The following is a 20,320-nucleotide window of genomic DNA, read 5'->3' as shown; positions in this document are numbered from 1 at the left end:
CTGGGCGGGGGATGATATTCTGGCAAAGCCCAAGGAGAAGGGATCTACACCCATGGGGCGGCGGGGGGTAACGGTCTGGTTTACGGGGCTCAGCGGCGCGGGCAAAACCACCCTGAGCTGCGGTGTCGCCCAGCAGTTACAGGCTTTGGGGTTGCCGGTGGAAGTGCTCGATGGAGACCTGGTGCGGCAACACCTCAGCAAGGAACTGGGCTTCAGCAGGGCGGATCGGGATGAGAACGTTCGTCGCATCGGCTTTGTGGCAGAGATGCTGACCCGCCACGGGGTGATCGTGCTGGTGTCGGCCATCTCCCCCTATCGCGCCACCCGGCAGGAGGTGCGGCAGCAGATCGGCAACTTCATCGAAGTCTTTGTGGACGCCCCCCTGGAAGTTTGTGAACAGCGCGATGTGAAAGGCCTCTACCGCAAAGCGCGGGCAGGCCTCATCCGGCACTTCACCGGCATCGACGACCCCTACGAGCCGCCAGAATATCCAGAGGTGGTCTGCAAAACCGCCGAGCAAAGCATCTCTGAATGTATCGACTTGGTGATGCAAAGCCTGAGAAGCCACGGCTATCTCCAATAGGGCGCTGGGCCTGGCGGGTTTGGGATCCTTGTGGGAAGATGTGAACAAGCATTTCGTTTCTGAGAATCAAGGTAGCTATGGCAGTGACTCGTGCCGGACGAACCTTTGTGATGCGGGGCAGCAGCGAAGGGAACCCTGCCAAGTTTCTGGAAATGGCCAGCTCTCTGATCAACACCCGCACCCGCCAAGGTAGCGGCAAAAAGGTTCAAGATCGCTCCTCCTACGGCAAGGCGGGCAATCCGCAAGAGTTTATACAGATGGCCAGCGAGTTGCGCCGATCCCTGGAGCAGCGGGGGCGGTAGCTGCTCTTTTCCTCTCCTCTAGACTGTAGGATCCCCGTCCGGCTCAGCTAGCCGGACGCTTTTCTTTGTTTTGCCCTCCAGGCAGACAATTGCTGGCCTGAGGCTCCCTGGCTTTCTATTCCACCCTCCCCAACCTTGCTCCTGCGGTTTGCCGCTCACAAAAGAAGAGAGGATGTCAGGATGGGAAAAGTGCTCCTCTGAGCGCTCTTGCCGGTGGACGTAGTGAGGTGAAAAAGCATGAAAAACACGGGCTTTTGGCTGGCCGGGATCCTGGGGTTGCTCCTGGATCAGGCGAGCAAGCGCTGGGCGGTGGAGCGGCTGCTGCCGGGGCCGGAAATCGAGCTGTGGCCAGGGGTGTTTCACCTTACCTATGTGGAAAATACCGGCGCCGCTTGGAGCCTATTTGCCGATTCGGCAGAGTTCCTCAAGTGGGTCTCGCTGGGGGTAGCGGTGGCGCTGGCGCTGCTGGCGATTCGCGGCAGCAGCCTGGGCCGTTGGGAACAGGTGGGCTACGGCTTGGTCTGGGCAGGAGCGATGGGGAACGGCATCGACCGCTTTCTCAACGGCTATGTGGTGGATTTTTTCAACTTCGTCTGGATTGGCTTCCCCGTCTTTAACGTGGCGGACGTGGCCATCAACGTGGGGGTGGCCTGCTTGTTGGTTGGCCTGTGGCAGGGCAGCCCGAAAAAAACGGCGCCGAGACCCTAGGCGACCTACTTCGCCCCCGCCCACTGGCGATCCCCAGCTTCTTGCGCGGCCAACTCAGGCTGCGAGGGAGCCTCAGGATCCGGCGGAGCGCTCCACCACAACCCCACAGCTGGCCCCAATCCCAGCAAGAGCCCCAGCCCTGCTGGCGCGACAATGCCGGATCCTACGCTCATCAGCAGGGCAAAGGCAAAATTGGCTACATAGAGCAGCAGCGGCCCCAGCAACTGGCGGCGGTTCAAGACCGGCTGATCTTTCCCCCAAAGGAGGTTGGCCGCGGTCATAAAGGCAGCTCCGGTGAGCATCCAACCGCCGAAGTTTTGCAGCGGCATGCCGAAAAAGGGCCCCGGCTGGAACCACGTCCAAAAGGGGATCAGGCCGCGGGTCATGGCCGGATCCAGCACGAAGTCCCAGGCGGTGAGCAGCAGCGCCCCCAACAGGATGGCCTCGCAGTGGATCAGCCAATGGCGCCCCGCTTGCAACGCCACCCGCGCCAACAGGTAGGACGACAGCCCCACGTAAAACCAAGACAAAGGGATCGTGAAGGGAACCAGTCCGGCGATCTTGTAGCCCAGCCCGCTCAGGTAGCCGTAGTCGCCAAAAGGGATCCCGGTGCTGGTGCCCAGCAGCTCGCTGGCCAAGGAAATGCCCACCGCCGGGATCAAAAACATCAACAGGCGCCGCACCCCCAACAGCCGGGATCCCATCAAAGCCGCCGCCAGCGCTCCAGACACCATGTAGGCCACGCCACCATTGCCCATGCTCCAAGAGAAGGCCTGCAGACCAATGGGGGGTAAACTGGCCACCCACTCGGGATGCGGTACTACCCACAGTAGGCCCACCAGCCCGAAGAGCAAGGAGAGAATGTGCAAGCCCAGCGCCAAAGCCTCCAACCGCTGCCAGATTGACCCAAACCCAAGGAGAACACCTCGCCTATCAGAAAACCGGAAAGGCAGGCTAACAAGGACACCAGAGGATAACGAGGAGAACAGCCAACGCATGAGAAGCTCCCGTAGGGTGGTTGATCAGAGCCGCCTCGCTACCCCACCGCTTGAGCAGCGGCTGAGGAGAAAAGCGGATGGCCAAAGCAAACTGCCTGGCCTGACCAGGGTAGGCCTGCTGATATTTTGCTGCCTATTGTATCAATTCGTAAACATCCTGCCTGGTTTTCCGCAGAGCTCCTCTTGGTCAGAGGGATCCCTGAGGGGAGTGTACGCTCAGTTGAGGCGGGCTGTGGAGCGCCGGGACTGGGCTCAGGCCTTGCGCCTGGTGGATCTTCTGCTGCAGCGGTCCCCAGATCCCGCCCAGCGTCAGGATCTGGAGCACTATCGGTTGGCGCTGGAGAGCCATCGCTCTTCTAATGGGGATCCGCCGCCGCCCCAGTGGCCGTTTTTGCACAAGCCCTTTGTCGGGGAATTTCCCGTCACCAACCTGATACATTTACGCTGAACACTGCTAAGCATTATCGCTCAACGGTGCAGCGATAGCATCCTGCCCACTGCTGAACAGGATGGCGGTATCCCGCAAAGCCCTGAGCATAACACCCAGAGCGCCTTGCCAATCTCGTGGTAGCCTATGGTTGCACTTTGGGCATCTAAACACCTTTGCGCCACCCAACTTAGTGTGGATGTGCCCGCACTTGGTACAGGTTTTGCTGGTGTACGCTTCCGATACTTCCACGACAACCACGTTTTTCTTCTTGGCTTGAAACTTCAGGAACTGCTTGAACCGATAGTGCGCCCAGGTGAGCATCGCCCTTGCTGTCTTGCTACCAAACTTCCTCCCTGCCTTGGCAACCATCTTGGCTGACTCGAAAGTGGGGAGGAATATCAATCGGTAGTTATCCGTGTTATCCGTTAGGAACGCCGCTACCTTGCGATGGCACTCGTCCACCAAGTTCCTGATTCTCTCCCGCAGACGAAACGCCGCTTGCCGCATTCGCCTACGCTTGAGTCTCGGCGCTTTGCTCAGCCTAGATTGCAGATCGTCTAGGTGGTAGCACAGCCGAACGATCCTGCCAAAGTCTCCCTTGGCGATATCTACAAAGCCCGCCCCATCAAACCCTGTAAGGAAACTTCTTACTCCAGGATCAAGTGCGATCACCCCCTTTGCTAACGAACACTGCTCGTTCACGGGCTCAGGAAAGATGGCATACCATCTGTCTTTCACCCGCATTAGCTCAGTTCCACGTGCCCATTCTCTGGGCATCTCCTCGGATGCACGGAACGCCAAACCTCGGGTGAGTTTCGGATACCACTTCCCATTGCGAAAGTTGCCGGCGTTGAATTGCAGCGTATGCGACCTGTCCCGCACACTGCGAAACCTCGCGTCTTTGCTTCGGCGAAACGCCAACCACGCCTCGACGACCGCGTTCTGCTTGATGTGGCAAGGGGCGTCCTTCACCCACCCGGGCAGGTCGGAGTGCAGGATGATGTCCCGCAGCTTTCTGGCCGTTTTTGGGGCACCATGCTGACGCTGATAGGCAATCGCTTGGTTGTAGCAGTACCGGCACGCCGCTTGCCACCGCTTCCAAACTTTAGCCAGCGCTGGCTCCGGATAAATCCGTATCTTTCTCGATTGCAGCCCGGTATTTTCTGAGTCCGTAGAGCCGACTGCTGAAGCAGTGCAGGATGGTGAGGATGTCCTCAACCAGTTCCTGTTGGGGAGAAAGGTGATCGTCATCGAGAACCAAGACTTCGCACCCGTATTGACGGCAGTACCACTCAACGAACTCAAATCCAAACCGGCAGAGTCGATCCCGGTGAGCGACCACAATCGTTCCGATATCTCCTGCACGAACTCGTTCCAATAAGGCAAGGAACTTTGGTCTTTTGAAGTCGAGACCGCCGCCAACCTCTCCGACCACTTCGGCTCCAGGATAGAGGTTAACCAGTCTTGCAATCTGTCTCTCCAAGTCTGGTTTCTGCCCTCGACTGCTGACTCGGGCGTACAAAACGACTCGTTTGTCCTTTTTGGGTGCTCTGATGTAGCTGTCGAGGTCATACCTTCTCGCCCTACCGGATGGTGTACGTACTGCATGGATCCAGCCCTTCTGTTCCCATCGCCTCAAGGTGTGGAGACACACCCCAAAATAATCCGCCGCTTCTCTCGGTTTTACATACCTAGCCATACCAAGCAGCCATACTGAACATATTGTACATTATTTTCAGTATAGTCCAGCATATCATTGACTAGAGTCATGCTCTTCGACCACGACTTGCCCTTGGGGGAGGAGGATGGCAACGGACGGTTTGTCAGTGGGCAAGGCCAAGTCTGGATCCCTGGCCCGCTGCACCCCTGCGGCAAAAGCGATGGCCATGCCGGCTATGACTGGGCCATGCCGGTGGGCACCCCCATCCTGGCCGCCGCCCCAGGACGGGTTACCGTAGCGCGTCCGGAGCCAGCGTTTTTCTGCCCTGCCTTGGGTCGCCCGGTCAGGGGGTTGCGGGTGCGCATTCTGCACGAGCCAGCTGGCTTGGAAACCCTCTACGCCCACCTCAGCCAAATCCAGGTGCAGGAGGGACAGAGGGTAGCCGCCGGGGAGGTGATCGGCCTGTCGGGCGACAGCGGCTGTGCCAGCGGGCCCCATCTCCATTTCGAGGTGCGCCGTCTCAACCCAACCAACTCCGGCCAACCCGCCCCCGTCGATCCCTACGGCTGGTTTGGGCCTGGCCTGGATCCCTGGAGCCTGCATCCCCTGGGAGCCGAAAGCCTGTTTCTCTGGCAGGTGGGCCAAGCGCCCAGCCTAGGCGCCTGCTGGCAGGCTCAACAGCTCTCTGGCCCTCCTCAATAGACTAGAGACATTTCCCGCAGCCCCGACCCCTCTCCCAGTGGGAGTCTCCCCTCACCCCCGACCCCTCTCCCAGTGGGAGAGGGGAGTTGCAAGGGACTGCTTTGTGGCAATTTGGAACGAATCCCAGCGGTCTATTGTCTCGTCGCCAATCGGAAGACTTGGGATGTTACAGATCGCGGCGGACAAAGCCATCTCCCTCCCACTGGTAGAGGGTGGCGCGCGAGTCGCGGTTGGATCCCGGCACGCTGGAGATGACCAGGAGCCCTTGGGAGCTGACCCGCAAGCTGGCATTGCTTAAATCGGTTACGCTCAGCAGCGGCACAAACCCCTCCGGCTGGTGTTCCAAGATCAAGACAGACCGCAGCAGGCTGATTCCCCCTCGCTCGGTGAGCAGTACCAGCTTGGGCTGGGCGCTGGAGGTAATGTCGGTGCGCAGGTGCGCCTCCACCAGCCGTCCGGGGATCGGCTCAGCCGCATGGAGCAGGCGAAAATCGTATCCTCCCTGATGGGCGAAGCTGAGAACGCGCACCACCGGCTCCACTGTCGGCTGCCGCTGGATTTCAAACACGGCCACCACATCCTGCCGATCGGAAGCGGTGAGGCTGGCCGCAAACAGGCGCAGGTTTTGGCCGCGATTGCCGCGGATGAACTCCCACCAGATGGATTGACGAAAGAGGGCAACTACTCCCTCGCGAGCGGTGCCTCCCTCAGAAACAGCCGGCAACAGCGGAAGCAGCGGCTGGGGGTGGGCAGAGTTAACAGCAAGGGGTAGCGCCAGAGCCAAGGCTGCTCCCCAACTTATCCGACCCCAGAAATCCAAGGGCTTTCGCATACTTCCCCACTCCTCGACCCTAAGATTTTAAGAGATTGCCCGGTTTTGCTTAAGAGACAGTTGGCAGTTCCCTCAAGCAGAATCTCTAGAAGTGGGCCAGGGCAAAAAGCGATAGCCCGCCTCTTCAACGGCAGCAACGATCTCCGGCAAAGCTTCTGCAGTATGGGGCCAGCGGTCGTGCAGCAGCAAAACCAGGGGTTGTTCAGAGGCTTTCATCACCGACAACTGGGATCGAACCCGCTGCAAAAGCTGGTCTACTGTTTGGCCGGCATAGGCATCCTCAGGACTAAGGTTCCAGTAGAGAACCTGATACCCTGCCTGTTCCAAAGCGCGACGCAAAGCAGAGTCTAAGCGAAAACCGCCCGGTGGGCGAACCACCAGTTGGGGATCCAAGCCCAACGTCTTGAGCAGTTGGGTTGTCTGATCCACCTCGGCATAGAATATCTCGTCGCTGCTATAGAGGCGTCGATAGTCGTGAGTAAACGTGTGGTTGGCTATAGTGTGGTCGTGGGTTTGAATGGCTTTGGCCAACTCTGGAAAGCGAGAAACGTGATTGCCGATGAGAAAGAAGGTGGCCGGAATCTGTAGCTGATCCAAAACCTCTAAAAGGCGAGGGGTGGACTGCGGCCAAGGTCCATCGTCAATGGTGAGAAAGGCAGAGCGAGGTGGCACTTCCAACAAAGGCCCGAGCGCCTCTTCCAAAGGCAGTTGCAAAGGCCGGCTATTTTCCAGCGGATCGAGCAAAGTGGGATCCGCTGTCCAGCCATGCTGCAAAAAGACCTCTACCTGGGCAGGTGCAGGGGTGATCAGCAGGCGCCCAGTCTGTTCGTCTCGGTTGCCCCAGCTCAGCCGGTAGGGCAGCTCCCTAGGAACCTCAACAGCGGTCGAGGGCGTAATCACCGCATAGGGAATATCGATCAAGTAATGCCCATTTACCCGCTCTTGGTAAACCCAGGCAGCAGAAGGAGCCGATAGGTAAACCAGCAGGTCTTGGGGAGGGCTGCCGCGCACAACCCGAACGCTCTCGATCGGGAGAACAGGATCGTATTCTGAGGTTAGAGTCAGCTTTAGATCAAAAAAAGACTGGGCCTCCACCGCGCAGTACTGCAGCCCCACCAATAGGAAAACCAAAAAAAAGATCGCCGCTTTCAGAGAACGCATGGGAGTTTCTCGGGGCTTCGCAACAATCATAGGGCAAAGGGCCATCCCAGCTCCCTCAAGAGGGCGGAATGAGCCCAAACTAAGAGCGCAGGCGCTCTTCCCATTGACGAGCAGGGGAGGCTCGGCGGATGTCCCGCCAAATGGCTGTGGCCGCCAGCGCTCCGTCAGCAACCGCAATCGCCACCTGATTGAGGCCTTGCTTCAAATCTCCTACCGCGAACAGCCGCGGATGGGTGGTGCGGCACCACTCGTCGGTCACGAGGTTTTCGCCCTGCCACTGCAAGTTGGGGATCCCTTTCAAATAGTCGTTGTGGTACTTGGCTCCCATGGCCACCAGGCCGGTAGTTGCCTCGATGTAGGTGCCATCCGCGAGCTCTACACCGCGCATCTGGTGGTTCTCGCCCAGAAAGCGGCGGATGGGAGATTCGTAAAGGGGATAGCCGTGCTCGGCCAGTTTTTGGCGCATTTCAGGGCCGACCGAGCAGAGGCCGTGAGTCAACACCGAGATATAAGGCGTAAACCAGTTGAGGACAAAGGCAGTGTTGATTTGAGCCTCTGAGCCGACGATTAAAACTGCCTTTTGATCCCGCATTTCGTAGCCATCGCAAATCATACAGACATGCAATGAATAGCCGGCATAGTCGTAAACATTTTGCATGTCCGGCAATTGCGGCAGATGATCGATGATGCCTGTTGCCGCGATCAAATACTTGCTGCGAAAAACGGGGTAGAGGCTGTTGACTTTTCCCACCTTGACCTTGACGGCAAAAAGGTCTCCCTCATCCTTCACATTTTCCACATAGCCCCATAGATAGTCCACCCCCAAGCTGAGGGCGTGCTCCCTTCCCTGTCGCAACAGCTCTCGTCCTGGCGTGTTTGGCGGCAGGCCCAGATAATTGCGCAGATCCTGCATCCAAAAAGATCGGCCTTTGCCTTTTTCCACCACCAGACAACTCAAGCCATAGCGAGCCAGATAGATTGCCGCCGACAGCCCCCCTGCGCCGCCACCGGCGACAATGACGTCGTAGGTTTTGTTCAAGCCAACTTCTAGGTTCTTGCTGTTTAGTTTCATAGACAGACTCCCTTTAGGTGCTTTTCAGTCTTTCCGGTTGCCCCCACCGGTCAATAAGGTATGGGTCAAGACATCAAACCTTAAAATTTTAGGAAAAAGCCAGAAAGAGTCTCCGCCTTCAGGGGCCTCGAGGTCAAGGCCGACAAGCCCAGAGAACAATCGTCTAAGATAAGAGGCAAAGCTTCCACTCAGGAGAGACGTCTTATGCCAGGCATCTTAGCGGCAATCGCCCTGATCTTCCTCGGTTACCTGTTTAACTCCGTCAAGATCATCAGCCAGGGCTATGAGGCGCTGGTAGAACGTCTGGGCCGGTTTCACCGCAAGCTAACACCCGGGCTGCACGTCATTTTTCCTCCCATCGACAGGATTGTGTTCCAGGAAACCATTCGCGAGAAGGTGTTGGACGTGCCGCCGCAGCAGTGCATCACCAGCGACAACGTTTCTTTGATGGCGGATGCGGTGGTCTATTGGCGCATTACGGATATGATCAAGGCTCGCTATGCAGTAGAGGATGTACAGCGGGCTTTGGTGAACTTGGTGCTGACGGCCCTGCGGGCCGAAATTGGCCGCATGGATCTAGATCAGACCTTCTCCTCCCGCGCCGAGATCAACGCCCGCCTTTTGACAGAACTGGACGAGGCCACCGATCCCTGGGGGATCAAGATCACCCGCGTGGAAGTTCGAGATATTCAGCCCTCCAAAACCGTGCAGGACTCGATGGAAAAGCAGATGGCTGCCGAGCGGGAGAAGCGAGCGGCCATTCTCAAATCCGAGGGGGAGCAGCAGGCCAGCATCAACCAAGCGGCGGGGGCTGCCAAGGCGCAGTTGTTGCGAGCAGAAGCTGAGAAGCGCGAGCGGCTGCTCCTAGCCGAGGGCACGGCTGAGGCCATCAAAACCATTGCCGCCACTTTGCAGGAAAACCCAGAGGCAGCCAACGCGCTGCAATACTTGATGGCGCAAAACTACATCGATATGGGTCTCAAGGTGGGCAGTAGCCCCAGCTCGAAGGTGATCTTTATGGATCCCAATTCCATCCCCGCTACCCTGCAAGGGTTGCTCTCTATGGTGGATGTGGCCAAGGGAGAACAGGGATCCCGCGCTTCCGGGGCTTCCCAAAAGTTGGGCAGCTCCACGGCTTTCCCGACCGAGGTGAACTTTCCTCAGCTCGACTAGCAGCGACAGCTATGGTAGCTTCAAGGGATACCGCTTGGCTGCTGGTGGGGCAGGTGGTGGCTGCTCATGGACTGCGGGGCTGGCTGCGGGTTAAGTGCTGGTCGGATTTTCCGGAGCGCCTTACCGAGCCAGGGCCGCGCTGGCTGCAGCGGGATAGCGATCCGGAGCCTCTGTTGCATCCTTTGATCGAGGGGCAGTTTTTTCCCGCCAAGGGCCTATACCTGGTGCGGCTGGAAGGAATTCCCGATCGGACGGCGGCAGAGGCTTGGGTGGGAGCTAAGGTGTTGGTGCCGGCTTCCCAGCGCCTGCCCCTCGAGCCGGAGGAGTACCACTACTCCGATCTCATCGGCCTGGCCGTTTACCATCAAGGGCGGCTGCTGGGGCATGTCTCGGCCATCTGGGCCGCTGGCCAAGATGTGCTGGAGATCGCCACCCCCGACAAGCGGCAGGTGTTGATCCCCTTTGTGAAGGCTCTGGTGCCGGTTGTGGATTTGGAAAAAGGTGAGCTGCAGGTGCAGCCGCCACCGGGATTGGTGGAGAGCTTTCTCGGCCAGGATCGGGCAAGAAACTGATCTCCATCCCTGCATCCCCTGCCAAAGTTTGCCCTCAGAAGCGGCTGTGTGGCCGTTTTAGCCTTTTGTGCTATTATGGGGGCAGATTTTTGGCATTTGGATTATCTCTGGCTTCTGGCGTCAATTTCTCTGGGTTTAGGTCGGCGGGGGCCGGGATCTCTCTTCGGGATTGGAGTTACGAATGACGGAGAACTACGGTGCAGAGCAGATCCAAGTTTTGGAAGGCTTGGAGGCTGTGCGCAGGCGGCCTGGCATGTACATTGGCTCCACTGGGCCGAAGGGATTGCACCACCTGGTGTACGAGGTGGTGGACAACTCCGTCGATGAAGCTCTGGCTGGCTACTGCAACGAAATTGAGGTTACTCTCCACCCCGATGGCTCGGTATCGGTGCTGGACAATGGCCGCGGCATCCCGGTAGACATCCACCCCAAGACCGGGCAGTCGGCGCTGGTGACGGTCATGACTGTGTTGCACGCTGGCGGCAAATTCGGCGGCGGCGGCTACAAGGTCTCCGGGGGGCTGCACGGCGTTGGGGTATCGGTGGTGAATGCCCTCTCCGAGTGGTTGGAGGCCAGAGTCTGGCGGGAGGGCAAGGTTTACTTCCAGCGCTTCGAGCGAGGGGCGGTGGTGGGATCCCTTCAGTCCGAGCCGCAGCCTGCCGGTGCCCAGCGGCGGGGCACGGAGGTGCGCTTTAAGCCGGATGAGCTCATCTTCCCGGAGCGGGAGTTTGACTACAGCCTGTTGGCGGCCCGCTTGCGCGAGCTGGCCTACCTCAATGCCGGCTTGAAAATCATCTTCAGCGATCTGCGGCGGGATCCGCCTCACCGCGAAGTCTATCAATTTGCCGGCGGCATTAAGGAATATGTGGCCTTCATCAACCACGAAAAAACCCCCATCCACCCCGATATTATCTATGTGCGCGGGGAGCGGGATGGCGTCGAGGTAGAAGCGGCATTGCAGTGGTGCGCGGATGTCTACACCGATACCTTGATTGGCTTTGCCAACAACATCCGCACCACTGAGGGGGGCACCCACTTGGAGGGATTGAAGACCGCCCTTACCCTCACCATCAACAGCCAAGCCCGCAAGCTCAACAAACTCAAGGACTCCGACAGCAACCTGGCGGGAGAAAATGTGCGGGAGGGGCTGACCGCCATCCTTGCAGTCAAGGTGCCCAACCCTGAGTTTGAGGGGCAGACCAAAACCAAGCTGGGCAACACCGAGGTGCGGGGCATTGTCCAGACCCTTGTCTCGGAAGCCCTTACAGAATACCTAGAGTTCAACCCCAACGTGGCCAGGGGGATCGTCGAGAAGGCCATCCAGTCCTTCAACGCGGCCGAGGCGGCCCGTCGGGCCCGGGAGCTGGTGCGCCGTAAGTCTGCCCTGGAATCTTCCACCCTGCCGGGGAAACTGGCCGACTGCAGTTGCCGGGATCCGGCGGAGTCGGAGGTGTACTTGGTGGAGGGCGACTCGGCAGGGGGCAGCGCCAAGCAGGGACGGGATCGCCAGTTTCAGGCGGTGCTGCCTTTGCGGGGCAAGATCCTCAACATCGAGAAGGCGGATCCCGCCAAGATCTACAAAAACGCCGAGATTCAGGCCATGATCACAGCGCTGGGCCTGGGGGTCAAGGGCGAGGAGTTCGATCCCAGCCAACTGCGCTACCACCGCATCATCCTCATGACCGACGCCGACGTGGACGGCAGCCACATCCGCACCCTGCTGCTCACCTTCTTTTACCGCTATCAGAAGGCGCTTTTGGAGCAGGGCTACGTCTACATTGCCTGTCCGCCGCTTTACAAGATCGAGTGGGGCCGCAACAACGTGCGCTACTGCTACAACGAGGCCGAGAAAGAGCAAGTCCTGCGCAGCCTGCCGGCCAACACCAAGTACACCATCCAGCGCTTCAAGGGCTTGGGGGAAATGATGCCGGAGCAGCTTTGGGAAACCACCATGAACCCGGCAACGCGCGTCCTCAAGCAGATCACCATCGAAGACGCAGCCGAAGCCGATCGCATTTTCACCATCCTGATGGGGGATGCCGTCGGGCCGCGTCGGGAGTTCATCGAGGCCCACAGTGCCCAGTTGGATCTGGCGGCTCTGGATATTTGACGGGGGAGATGTGGTAGCTGCCATCGGCCTGCACCCAGGCAATCTCCGGGATCCGGCAGCGGCGGGCGTAGGCCTCGATTTCTTCGGGGGAGCGGTCCAGCAATTCCAGCTCCACCGCCTCTGACTCGCGCCAGCGGGCGGCCAAGGCCAGCGCCGCCGGGATCCCTGCCGGCACCAGTGGCACCACCAACCGCTTGCACCCCGTTGCCTCGTCCTGGGGAGTGGGGGGCAAAAGCCGCAGCAGGGTATCCGGCAGGAGGGTAAAGCCGATCCCTGGCTGCTCCAGTTGCTGTGGGCTATAGAGGGCATAGAGCCGGTCGTAGCGCCCGCCTAAGGCGATGATTTCTCCCCCCACCACTGCTTGGAAGACAATGCCGGTGTAGTAGGCCAAGGTTTGCAGCAAGCTCAGATCCAACACCACCCGCACTTGCTGGGCTTCCAGAATCTGGCACAACTGCCGCAGATCTCGCAGCCGCTCCGGCGACACAGGAAGCTGGGCCAGCTGAGGTAGAACCTGTTCCGGCTGGCCACGCAATCCCAGAATCTGCAGGCCAATCTGGCGGGCCGCCTCTGGCAGCGGAGCCGCTTCTAGGTAAACGTAGTCAAGCTGGGCAATGGCACGGCGCACCGCCGCCTGGGCCTTGGGAGTAACAGAGTTAAGCAGGCTCTCAGTCAGGCTCACATCTCCCAACAGCAATGTCCAGTTGCTGAGGCCAACAGCGCGCACGCAATCGGCTAAAAGCAGCAAGATCTCAGCGTCGGCTAGCCATCCGCCCGCGCCGATGAGCTCCACCCCTGACTGGAAAAACTCCTGGCTGCTGTAGGAGCCCTCCTCCCGCCGGCTATTGCGGAACACGTTGCCGTGGTAGTAAAGCCGCAGCGGCAGGGGCCCGCTGGCCAGACGCGTGGCTGCTGCCCGCACGATGGAAGCGGTGAATTCCGGGCGCAACCCCAGCATTGTCCCTTCCCCGTCCCGCAACTGCAGCACTGCCTCGGCGCGGATGGATCCCCCAGCCAGTAGCGTCTCTAGCCGTTCCAGGGTGGGCGTGATGATACGTTGGTAGCCGTAACGGCGAAAAACCTGGGTTAGCTGCGCCTCTAGCCTTTCCCGCCGCTGGACTTCCCGCGGCAAAAAGTCGCGGGCGCCAGTGGGAGGGCGCAGGGAACTGGTTTCCCAAAGCAAATCTGCACCGCCAGGACGATCGTCCACAGGCAAACTCCCACAGCCTGTCCTGCCGCATCCTAGCACTGGGGTAGAGGAGATCAAGTCTTCCGCCACGGAAAGCCAGGCCACGTCCAGAGGGGATCGGTGGAGCGCACCCGGTGCATCCCCGCGGCGGCAAAGCGGGCAAAGGCCGCCTCCGCCTGCTCGCTAAAATCGACTACGCCGGGGATCACCACCGGCGAGGTGCAATCTTCCAGAAGGTAAATCTTCTTGGCCAGGGCGGGATCCCTGGACTGGATCTCCTGCAGCAGGTCGCTTACCGTCCAGGCGACGCAGTGGCTTTTGGCTTGGCCAGCCACGATCAGGGCATCGAATTCCAGTAGGTGGCCGATAAGGGATTCATTTTTCTCGTCGATGGGATCCCCTTCCGGGCCGGTCAAGACTTCCGGGCTGAGGGCGGAGTAGTTTTCCGTCAGGGGGTTGGCCCCCTTGAGCTGCAAGCTGGGCTGGCTGCAGCGGGCAATGGTGTGGAAGAAGATCGCCTCCTCCACCGCCGGCACCAGGGCATGGCCAATCCCACCTAGCATGGAATGGTAGGGCCAGACAATGAGAGGATATTTCCCCCCTTTCTCCAATTGCTCGGCATAGTGGAGGGCGTAGACCTGCAGCCGCGTCAGATCCCCTTGGGTGAGGTTGGCGGCCACCGCGGGGTTGACCCGCCAGCGCCCGGAGCGGATCTCGGCGGCAGAAATGGCTGTAGCTGGCTCGGGATGGGATCCCTGGGCGTCCACCCAGAAGATGGGGTGGAAGATCTGCATGGCGGTGTGGGTGTCCAGGGTAGCCACGATCTGGGTGATGTGGGCGAGGTGGCGGTAGATAAATTGACACAGACGCCGGTTATCCTCCACCGCCCCCAGGCCGCTAGAACCACCCACAAACAGCTCAAAGCCAGGAATGCAGAAGGTATTTTGCACATCGATGAGCAACAAGCCTACCCGCACCTGGTCGGATTCTGCCGATGGGATGCGGTGCTCTTGGGCCCACTGCTCCGCCTCTAGGGCCCGCTGTTGGTAGGGCACCCGCCAAATCTCCCCCACCCGCTCGGGATCAAAATGAACAGGCAAGGGAAGTGTCGGCGGAGCTTGAGTCGTTACTCCCTGGACAGTGGTGTTCATGGCTTTTTAGAGTGCAGTCAAGCTCTTATCGCTGGGGCCACCTCGCCGGGATCCCTGGCAGGCCAAACCTGTTACCATAGTAGCTCCAACTTTGGCAAGGACTTCTTTGCCCGCTCCCCTAGCTTTTCAGCGGCTTGTCCCTTGAGGTTTCCATGGTGAATTCAGACTTCTCCTCCCTGCAGCCCCAGGACTACGGCCTGTTGACGGATCTCTACCAGTTCACAATGGCTGCCTGCTATGTGGGGGAGGGGCTGGAGAATCAGCCGGCGGCCTTTGAGCTGTTTGTGCGGCGCTTGCCTAGCGACTATGGCTACCTCATCGCCATGGGGCTGGCCCAAGCGGTGGAATACCTGCAGCAGTTGCACTTTCCGCCGCAAGCCTTGCAGGCGCTGCGGGAGACGGGCATTTTTGCCGAGGCACCGCAACGCTTCTGGGAGCTGCTGGCTAGCTGCCGCTTCGAGGGGGATGTGTGGGCAGTGCCGGAAGGAACGGCCGTTTTCGCCAACGAGCCGCTGCTGCGGGTAGAGGCTCCTCTGTGGCAGGCGCAACTGGTGGAAACCTACTTGCTGACCACCTTCAACTACCAAACCCTGATTGCCACCAAGGCGGCCCGCATGCGGGATGCTGCCGGGGATGAGGCCATTTTGTTGGAGTTCGGCACGCGGCGAGCCTTTAGCCCCCAGGCGGGCCTGTGGGCAGCGCGGGCAGCGCTGGCGGCGGGGTTCAACGCCACCTCCAACGTCTTGGCAGCTCTCAAGCTGGGGCGCAAGCCGGCAGGCACGATGGCCCATTCTCTGGTGATGGCCATTGCCGCCCTCTCCGGCGATGAGACCCGCGCTTTTCAAGCCTTCCGGCGCTACTTTCCCCAGGCGGTTCTGCTCATCGATACCTACGATCCCATCCAGGGAGCGCGCACAGCGGCCCAGCTCTTTGCAGCCACCCATCCGGATCAACTGGGATCCCAAGGCGAGATCGGCGGCGTGCGCATCGACTCCGGGGACCTGGAGGCCCTCTCCCACCAGGTCAAGGCCATCCTGCCCCAGGGGGCGCCGGTCTTTGTCAGCGGCGATTTGGACGAGTACGAGATCGAACGGCTGCACCGCTCCCAAGCCCCTATCAGCGGCTATGGAGTGGGGACGCGGCTGGTGACCGGCGAGGGCGTGAACGGAGTGTACAAATTGGTGGAGATTAACGGGATCCCAGTGGCCAAGGCCTCCTTTGCCAAAGCCACCCTGCCGGGGCGCAAGCAGATCTTCCGCGGTCCCACAGGGGACTTGCTCGGCCAGGCCGACGAGAGCCCGCCCCCTGGCTACCAGCCGCTGCTGCGCCCGATCCTGCGCAAGGGTGTGCTGTTGGAGCCCCTGCCGGATCTGGAGGCGATTGCCCGCACCAGCCGTGCCTCGGTCCTGCGCCTGCCCCAGGCAGTGCGGCAACTGCGCCAGCCGGCTCCCTGGCCTATGGCCCTGACCCCTGCCCTGCAGCAGGTTAAGGATCGTCACCTGGGCTCTTCCTAAGCAAGCAGAACCCCAGAGAAGGGGTTCCCGCTGCTCTACTATAATATTCTGGCTTTGGGGTTTCAGCTTTGCGAGTTTGTGCTTGGCAAGGCGCTGAAGTCCCCGCTCTGGCTGAAGTCTTACAAGTGCTTGTTTTCGCCTCCAGCTCTATGACCCAACGTGCCTTAATTACCGGCATCACCGGCCAGGATGGCTCTTACCTGGCCGAGCTGCTGTTGCAAAAAAACTATGAAGTCCACGGCATTGTCCGCCGCGCCAGCACCTTCAATACCGACCGCATCGACCACATCTATGTGGATGCCCACGATCCCAACGCCCGGCTGTTTCTCCACTATGGGGATCTCACCGATGGCACCACCCTGCGCAAGATCCTGGAACAGGTGCAGCCGACGGAGGTGTATAACCTGGGGGCCCAATCCCACGTGCGGGTCAGCTTTGAGGCGCCAGAATACACCGTCGATGCGGTGGCTATGGGCACCCTACGCCTCCTGGAGGCCATCCGCGACTACCAGCAGCGCACGGGGATCCGGGTGAAGTTTTACCAGGCGGGATCCTCGGAGATGTTCGGCCTGGTGCAGGAGATCCCGCAAAAGGAGACCACCCCCTTCTACCCCCGCAGCCCCTACGCCTGCGCCAAGGTGTACGCCTACTGGCAAACAGTCAACTACCGCGAAGCCTACAACCTCTTTGCCTGCAACGGCATTTTGTTCAACCACGAGAGCCCACGGCGAGGAGAAACCTTTGTTACCCGCAAGATCACCCGCGCCGTCAGCCGCATCGTGGCCGGCAAGCAGGACAAGCTCTACCTGGGCAACCTGGATGCCAAGCGGGACTGGGGCTACGCCAAGGACTACGTCGAGGGGATGTGGATGATGCTGCAACAACCCCAGCCGGACGACTACGTGCTGGCTACTGGCGAAACCCACAGCGTGCGGGAGTTTGCCGAACGCGCTTTTGCTTTGGTGGGCATGCCCATTACCTGGCGGGGATCCGGACTGGAAGAACAGGGACTCTACAAAGATCGCGTGCTGATCGAGATCGATCCCCGCTACTACCGCCCCACGGAGGTGGATCTGCTCTTGGGGGACGCCTCCAAGGCCAAGCGGGTACTGGGGTGGCAGCCCAAGGTGACCTTTGCCCAACTGGTGGAGCTGATGGTGCTGGCGGATCTGGAGGCCATCGGCTTGGATCCGGATCCCATCCTGGGGGAGCGGCGCACCCTCAACGGCCTGCTGAGCGAGGATCGCGCCTTCATCCGCACCCAACTGGGGGTTCGCTACGACTAATGGCACCGCTCCCCAAAGTCAGCTAAAAAACGGCTCTCACCCCTTGCTTAAAGGCCGGGCTAAGACCTTAATATAGGAGATCGCCAATTCTTTTGGCGCACGGCCAATGTTTTCGCCTGTGCTCTTCTGCTGAGTATCTTTGCCGATTTCGGAGAAACGCCCGCATGTCCCGCTACACAGGTCCCCGCCTCAAGATCATTCGTCGCTTCGGGGGACTTGATCTGCCCGGTTTGACGCGCAAGCGCCCCAAAAATACCAATCCACCTGGTATGCACGGGGCCGAGCGCAAGAAAAAATCCGAGTATGCCATCCGCCTAGAAGAGAAGCAGAAGGTGCGCCTCAACTACGGGGTGAGCGAGCGCCAGATGCTCCGCTACATGCGCAAGGCGCGGCGCTCCAAGGGATCCACCGGGCTAGCCTTGCTGCAGATGCTGGAGATGCGGCTGGATTGCATCGTCTTTCGCCTCGGCATGGCTCCAACCATTCCGGCGGCTCGGCAGTTGGTAAGCCACGGCCACATCGAAGTCAACGGCCGCAAAGTCACCATCCCCAGCTATGGCTGCAAAGTTGGGGATGTGATCACGGTAAGGAACAAGGAGTCTTCTCGCAAATTGGTGGCCGCCTACGCTGAGTATCCGGGGCTGTTCCTGCCCGATTACCTGGAATTTGACAAAGAGAAGCTGCGCGGGCGTATCAAAGAACTGCCTCCCCGAGAGCAGATCTGCGCACCAGTGAACGAGCTGCTGGTTGTCGAGTTCTATTCCCGTAAACTCTAGGCCTCTCTTTTGCCGTCATTGCGGATCGTGAGGAAACCTCAGGGGCTAAGCCCAGAGGGGGCGATTTTTCTCAGTTCGTCGCGTTTCTTCTGCTGGCGCCAGCGGTACTTGGCACCATGGCTATTTCGAAACGTTTCTCCACATCCTTATTACTACGCAACGCTGTCGCGAACGAGCTGCCCTAGCTCCCCTCTCCCAGAGGGAGAGGGGTTGGGGGTGAGGGAGAAAGAACCGAGCAGAGATCAAAGCCTGCCGACGGCCCGCTGCAGTTGTACCAGGGCGCGGTTGTAGGCGATTACAGCATTGGAGAGGTTGCCACGGACGGTGGTGAGGGCAGTTTCGGCGTTGATCACCTCTGTTTGCGTGCCCACCCCGGCCTGAAGGCGCAGCCGCGCCAGGCGCAGGCTCTCCTCTGCCGAGGCAATCGCTACCTTGGCTGAGTCGATCTGTTCGCGGCTGGAGCTGAGCGTGAGGAAAGCCTCTTCCACACTGCGCCGGATTTCGTTACGGCTGCCGATGAAATTGTTCACGGCCACCTGCCCGTCGATCTCGGCTTGGCGAGCCTGGGCGGCCGCCTTACCCCCGTCCAGCCAAGTCAAACTGAAATTGGCGCCGACCGAGTAGCCGATATCGAAGCTGTCGCGGCTGGCCTTGAAATCGTTAACCGCATCGAGGGTGGCGAACAAACCAATCTGGGGACCGTTGCTGGCTTGCGCCAGGCGCACACGAGCTTGGGCTTGTTCCAACTCTCGGCGTTGGCGCTCCAGCTCTTGCCTTTGGGCAAAAGCGGCAACAATAGTCTCTTCTAGGCTCAGGTCCCACTCTCCCACAGGCTCGATGGGATCCCTGGCCAGCACATCAGTGGGACTGGGAAAGTTCAGCAGCTCGGCCAGGCGGCGGCGGCTCAGTTGTTGGGTGTTTTGGGCCACCAGTAGGGTTTGTCGATTGTTGGCCAATTCGGTCTCCGCCTGGAGAATCTCGAAGCGGGTACCCACCCCAGCCCGCTCTCGGGCTTGGGCATCCCGCAGGGTGGCTTCAGAACTTGCAACGGCAGCCTGGCTGATGGCCACTCGGGCATCGGCGCTCTGCAGATCGTAGTAGGCGTTGGCCACAGCTTGTTTCACTGTCTGCAGGGTTTGCTCCAGTTGCAGTTGGGCGACGCGCAGAGCTTCTTGGGCCAGTCTTAGGTTTTGTTCTCTGATCCCGTTGTCGAAAGCGGTGTAGTCCACCCGCACCACGCTAGCTGAGAGAGTGTGAACTTCGCGGCTTGGCCTGCCACCAGGCGAGGGAGGTTCGCTGTATTGGTAACTGGCTCGAGTGGAGAGGGTGGGGGCAAAAGCTGCCTGCGCCAGGGCAACCCCAGCCTCAGCCCGTTCTACAGCCAGCCTTGCCTGCTGCACCGCTGGGTTTTGGGCAACAGCAATCTCCAGGGCTTCTTGTAAGGACAAGCCCTCCGTCCGCTCGATGCGCACCTCCAAAGGGGATTGAGGCACCACCAGTTCTTCGGCCCTAGCAGCCCCCTGCGAGACCGGGGCAGGAGTGGCAGGGCGGGCCTCGGGCGGGATCGACAGGGTGGGAGGCAGGTTGGGGGTGCGGATGGCTCGGCTATCTGGGAGAACCAAGGCGGCAGGATCAGGCGCTTTCGTTTCTTGGGCAAAGGCAGGCACAGCCCAGAGCAGGCTGAACAGGAGGCCGCAGGGGGCAAACCGGCTAAGGGACGACCGGGATCCCGCCGAGCTTGGCTGTCGTTGAGGACGTCGAAGCTGGCCACTGGCTAGATGCTGCATCGCCATCGCGTTATCACTCTCAACATCACCTCTAGCAGTATCGCAAAGGAAGGGACGAAGATAAGACGGTTTTCCACAGGCTTGATTGCCGCTCTGTTTGGGCCGGTGGCAGGAAGCCGAACCTTCAGACAGCCCGCAGGAAAATCTTCTGCGCCATCAGGGCCCCTCTTTACCAGCCCCAACAGGTCTCGAGACACAAAAGGATAGCTTGGTAGCCCCGCACTTGAGTGCGCGTTGGAAAAGCCCGCTAGCGACTTTGGTCGCTTACCCATGATGGGGGTCGTTGATATAGTTTCATAGCTCAAACAACCTCT

At 59.9% G+C, this 20,320-nt stretch carries 20 protein-coding genes; 11 read left to right on the top strand and 9 right to left on the bottom strand.

What is annotated here, in order from left to right; genetic code table 11:
* Positions 1-52: 52 nt before the first annotated feature.
* The 3 genes from cysC (at position 53) to lspA (ending at position 1,593) form a co-directional block, all read left to right on the top strand.
* The gene (cysC, locus tag NW846_RS06965; RefSeq protein WP_011430378.1) at positions 53-583 is read left to right on the top strand and encodes an adenylyl-sulfate kinase; all 531 of its coding nucleotides are present in this window, start codon (positions 53-55) and stop codon (positions 581-583) included.
* Between the two features lie 77 nt (positions 584-660).
* Positions 661-885, top strand: coding sequence for a hypothetical protein (locus NW846_RS06960; protein ID WP_011430377.1), 225 nt, complete (start codon positions 661-663; stop codon positions 883-885).
* A gap of 237 nt (positions 886-1,122) precedes the next feature.
* On the top strand, positions 1,123-1,593 hold the full coding sequence (gene lspA / locus NW846_RS06955; RefSeq protein ID WP_011430376.1) for a signal peptidase II: 471 nt from the start codon (positions 1,123-1,125) through the stop codon (positions 1,591-1,593).
* A gap of 5 nt (positions 1,594-1,598) precedes the next feature.
* On the opposite strand, the gene NW846_RS06950 is transcribed toward lspA, so the two are convergent.
* The gene (locus tag NW846_RS06950; protein ID WP_011430375.1) at positions 1,599-2,474 is read right to left on the bottom strand and encodes a carotenoid biosynthesis protein; all 876 of its coding nucleotides are present in this window, start codon (positions 2,472-2,474) and stop codon (positions 1,599-1,601) included.
* A 325-nt stretch (positions 2,475-2,799) separates the two neighbouring features.
* Between NW846_RS06950 and NW846_RS06945 the strand changes: the two genes are divergently transcribed.
* Complete coding sequence (locus tag NW846_RS06945) at positions 2,800-3,039, top strand: hypothetical protein (RefSeq protein ID WP_414347372.1); 240 nt, start codon at positions 2,800-2,802, stop codon at positions 3,037-3,039.
* A 6-nt stretch (positions 3,040-3,045) separates the two neighbouring features.
* Here NW846_RS06945 and NW846_RS06940 read toward each other — a convergent pair whose 3' ends face one another.
* Entirely contained in the window at positions 3,046-4,239 is a 1,194-nt protein-coding gene (locus NW846_RS06940; RefSeq protein WP_414515643.1) for an RNA-guided endonuclease InsQ/TnpB family protein, read from the bottom strand.
* On the bottom strand, positions 4,127-4,720 hold the full coding sequence (locus NW846_RS06935; protein ID WP_414515628.1) for an IS607 family transposase: 594 nt from the start codon (positions 4,718-4,720) through the stop codon (positions 4,127-4,129). The genes NW846_RS06940 and NW846_RS06935 overlap by 113 nt, the downstream gene beginning before the upstream one ends.
* 57 nt (positions 4,721-4,777) lie before the next feature.
* On the opposite strand from NW846_RS06935, the gene NW846_RS06930 reads away from it, so the two are divergent.
* On the top strand, positions 4,778-5,383 hold the full coding sequence (locus NW846_RS06930) for a M23 family metallopeptidase (RefSeq protein WP_414346984.1): 606 nt from the start codon (positions 4,778-4,780) through the stop codon (positions 5,381-5,383).
* 166 nt (positions 5,384-5,549) lie between these two features.
* Here the strand turns inward: NW846_RS06930 and NW846_RS06925 are convergent, their stop codons facing one another.
* The 3 genes from NW846_RS06925 to NW846_RS06915 form a co-directional block, all read right to left on the bottom strand.
* Entirely contained in the window at positions 5,550-6,215 is a 666-nt protein-coding gene (locus NW846_RS06925) for a hypothetical protein (protein ID WP_011430373.1), read from the bottom strand.
* A gap of 72 nt (positions 6,216-6,287) precedes the next feature.
* Positions 6,288-7,376: a polysaccharide deacetylase family protein gene (locus NW846_RS06920; RefSeq protein WP_099887460.1), complete on the bottom strand. Its 1,089-nt coding sequence runs from the start codon at positions 7,374-7,376 to the stop codon at positions 6,288-6,290.
* Between the two features lie 79 nt (positions 7,377-7,455).
* Complete coding sequence (locus NW846_RS06915) at positions 7,456-8,448, bottom strand: NAD(P)/FAD-dependent oxidoreductase (protein WP_011430371.1); 993 nt, start codon at positions 8,446-8,448, stop codon at positions 7,456-7,458.
* A 204-nt stretch (positions 8,449-8,652) separates the two neighbouring features.
* Here NW846_RS06915 and NW846_RS06910 point away from each other — a divergent pair, with 204 nt between their 5' ends.
* The 3 genes from NW846_RS06910 to gyrB all read left to right on the top strand — a co-directional run bounded on the left by NW846_RS06910 (position 8,653) and on the right by gyrB (position 12,303).
* Positions 8,653-9,621: an SPFH domain-containing protein gene (locus NW846_RS06910; protein ID WP_011430369.1), complete on the top strand. Its 969-nt coding sequence runs from the start codon at positions 8,653-8,655 to the stop codon at positions 9,619-9,621.
* A gap of 11 nt (positions 9,622-9,632) precedes the next feature.
* The gene (gene rimM / locus NW846_RS06905; protein ID WP_011430368.1) at positions 9,633-10,193 is read left to right on the top strand and encodes a ribosome maturation factor RimM; all 561 of its coding nucleotides are present in this window, start codon (positions 9,633-9,635) and stop codon (positions 10,191-10,193) included.
* 181 nt (positions 10,194-10,374) lie between these two features.
* Positions 10,375-12,303: a DNA topoisomerase (ATP-hydrolyzing) subunit B gene (gyrB, locus tag NW846_RS06900; RefSeq protein WP_011430367.1), complete on the top strand. Its 1,929-nt coding sequence runs from the start codon at positions 10,375-10,377 to the stop codon at positions 12,301-12,303.
* On the opposite strand, the gene NW846_RS06895 is transcribed toward gyrB, so the two are convergent.
* Together NW846_RS06895 and NW846_RS06890 are read right to left on the bottom strand one after the other, a co-directional pair.
* On the bottom strand, positions 12,254-13,513 hold the full coding sequence (locus NW846_RS06895; protein WP_414346985.1) for an ATP phosphoribosyltransferase regulatory subunit: 1,260 nt from the start codon (positions 13,511-13,513) through the stop codon (positions 12,254-12,256). The genes gyrB and NW846_RS06895 overlap by 50 nt on opposite strands.
* A gap of 53 nt (positions 13,514-13,566) precedes the next feature.
* Complete coding sequence (locus NW846_RS06890) at positions 13,567-14,643, bottom strand: isochorismatase (RefSeq protein ID WP_099812090.1); 1,077 nt, start codon at positions 14,641-14,643, stop codon at positions 13,567-13,569.
* A gap of 152 nt (positions 14,644-14,795) precedes the next feature.
* Here NW846_RS06890 and NW846_RS06885 point away from each other — a divergent pair, with 152 nt between their 5' ends.
* The 3 genes from NW846_RS06885 (at position 14,796) to rpsD (ending at position 18,219) form a co-directional block, all read left to right on the top strand.
* The gene (locus NW846_RS06885; RefSeq protein WP_011430364.1) at positions 14,796-16,157 is read left to right on the top strand and encodes a nicotinate phosphoribosyltransferase; all 1,362 of its coding nucleotides are present in this window, start codon (positions 14,796-14,798) and stop codon (positions 16,155-16,157) included.
* Between the two features lie 149 nt (positions 16,158-16,306).
* A complete protein-coding gene (gene gmd, locus NW846_RS06880; protein WP_011430363.1) occupies positions 16,307-17,443 on the top strand; it encodes a GDP-mannose 4,6-dehydratase in 1,137 nt (378 codons plus the stop codon).
* A 164-nt stretch (positions 17,444-17,607) separates the two neighbouring features.
* Positions 17,608-18,219: a 30S ribosomal protein S4 gene (gene rpsD / locus NW846_RS06875; RefSeq protein ID WP_011430362.1), complete on the top strand. Its 612-nt coding sequence runs from the start codon at positions 17,608-17,610 to the stop codon at positions 18,217-18,219.
* A 242-nt stretch (positions 18,220-18,461) separates the two neighbouring features.
* Here the strand turns inward: rpsD and NW846_RS06870 are convergent, their stop codons facing one another.
* On the bottom strand, positions 18,462-20,012 hold the full coding sequence (locus tag NW846_RS06870) for a TolC family protein (protein WP_414346986.1): 1,551 nt from the start codon (positions 20,010-20,012) through the stop codon (positions 18,462-18,464).
* Positions 20,013-20,320 lie beyond the last annotated feature (308 nt).

The sequence above is a fragment of the Synechococcus sp. W60.3 genome, from assembly GCF_047502615.1.
In the GTDB taxonomy this organism is placed as follows: domain Bacteria; phylum Cyanobacteriota; class Cyanobacteriia; order Thermostichales; family Thermostichaceae; genus Thermostichus.
The sequence above is the reverse complement of the archived record's forward strand: the minus strand, read 5'-3'. Positions and strand labels throughout refer to the sequence as shown.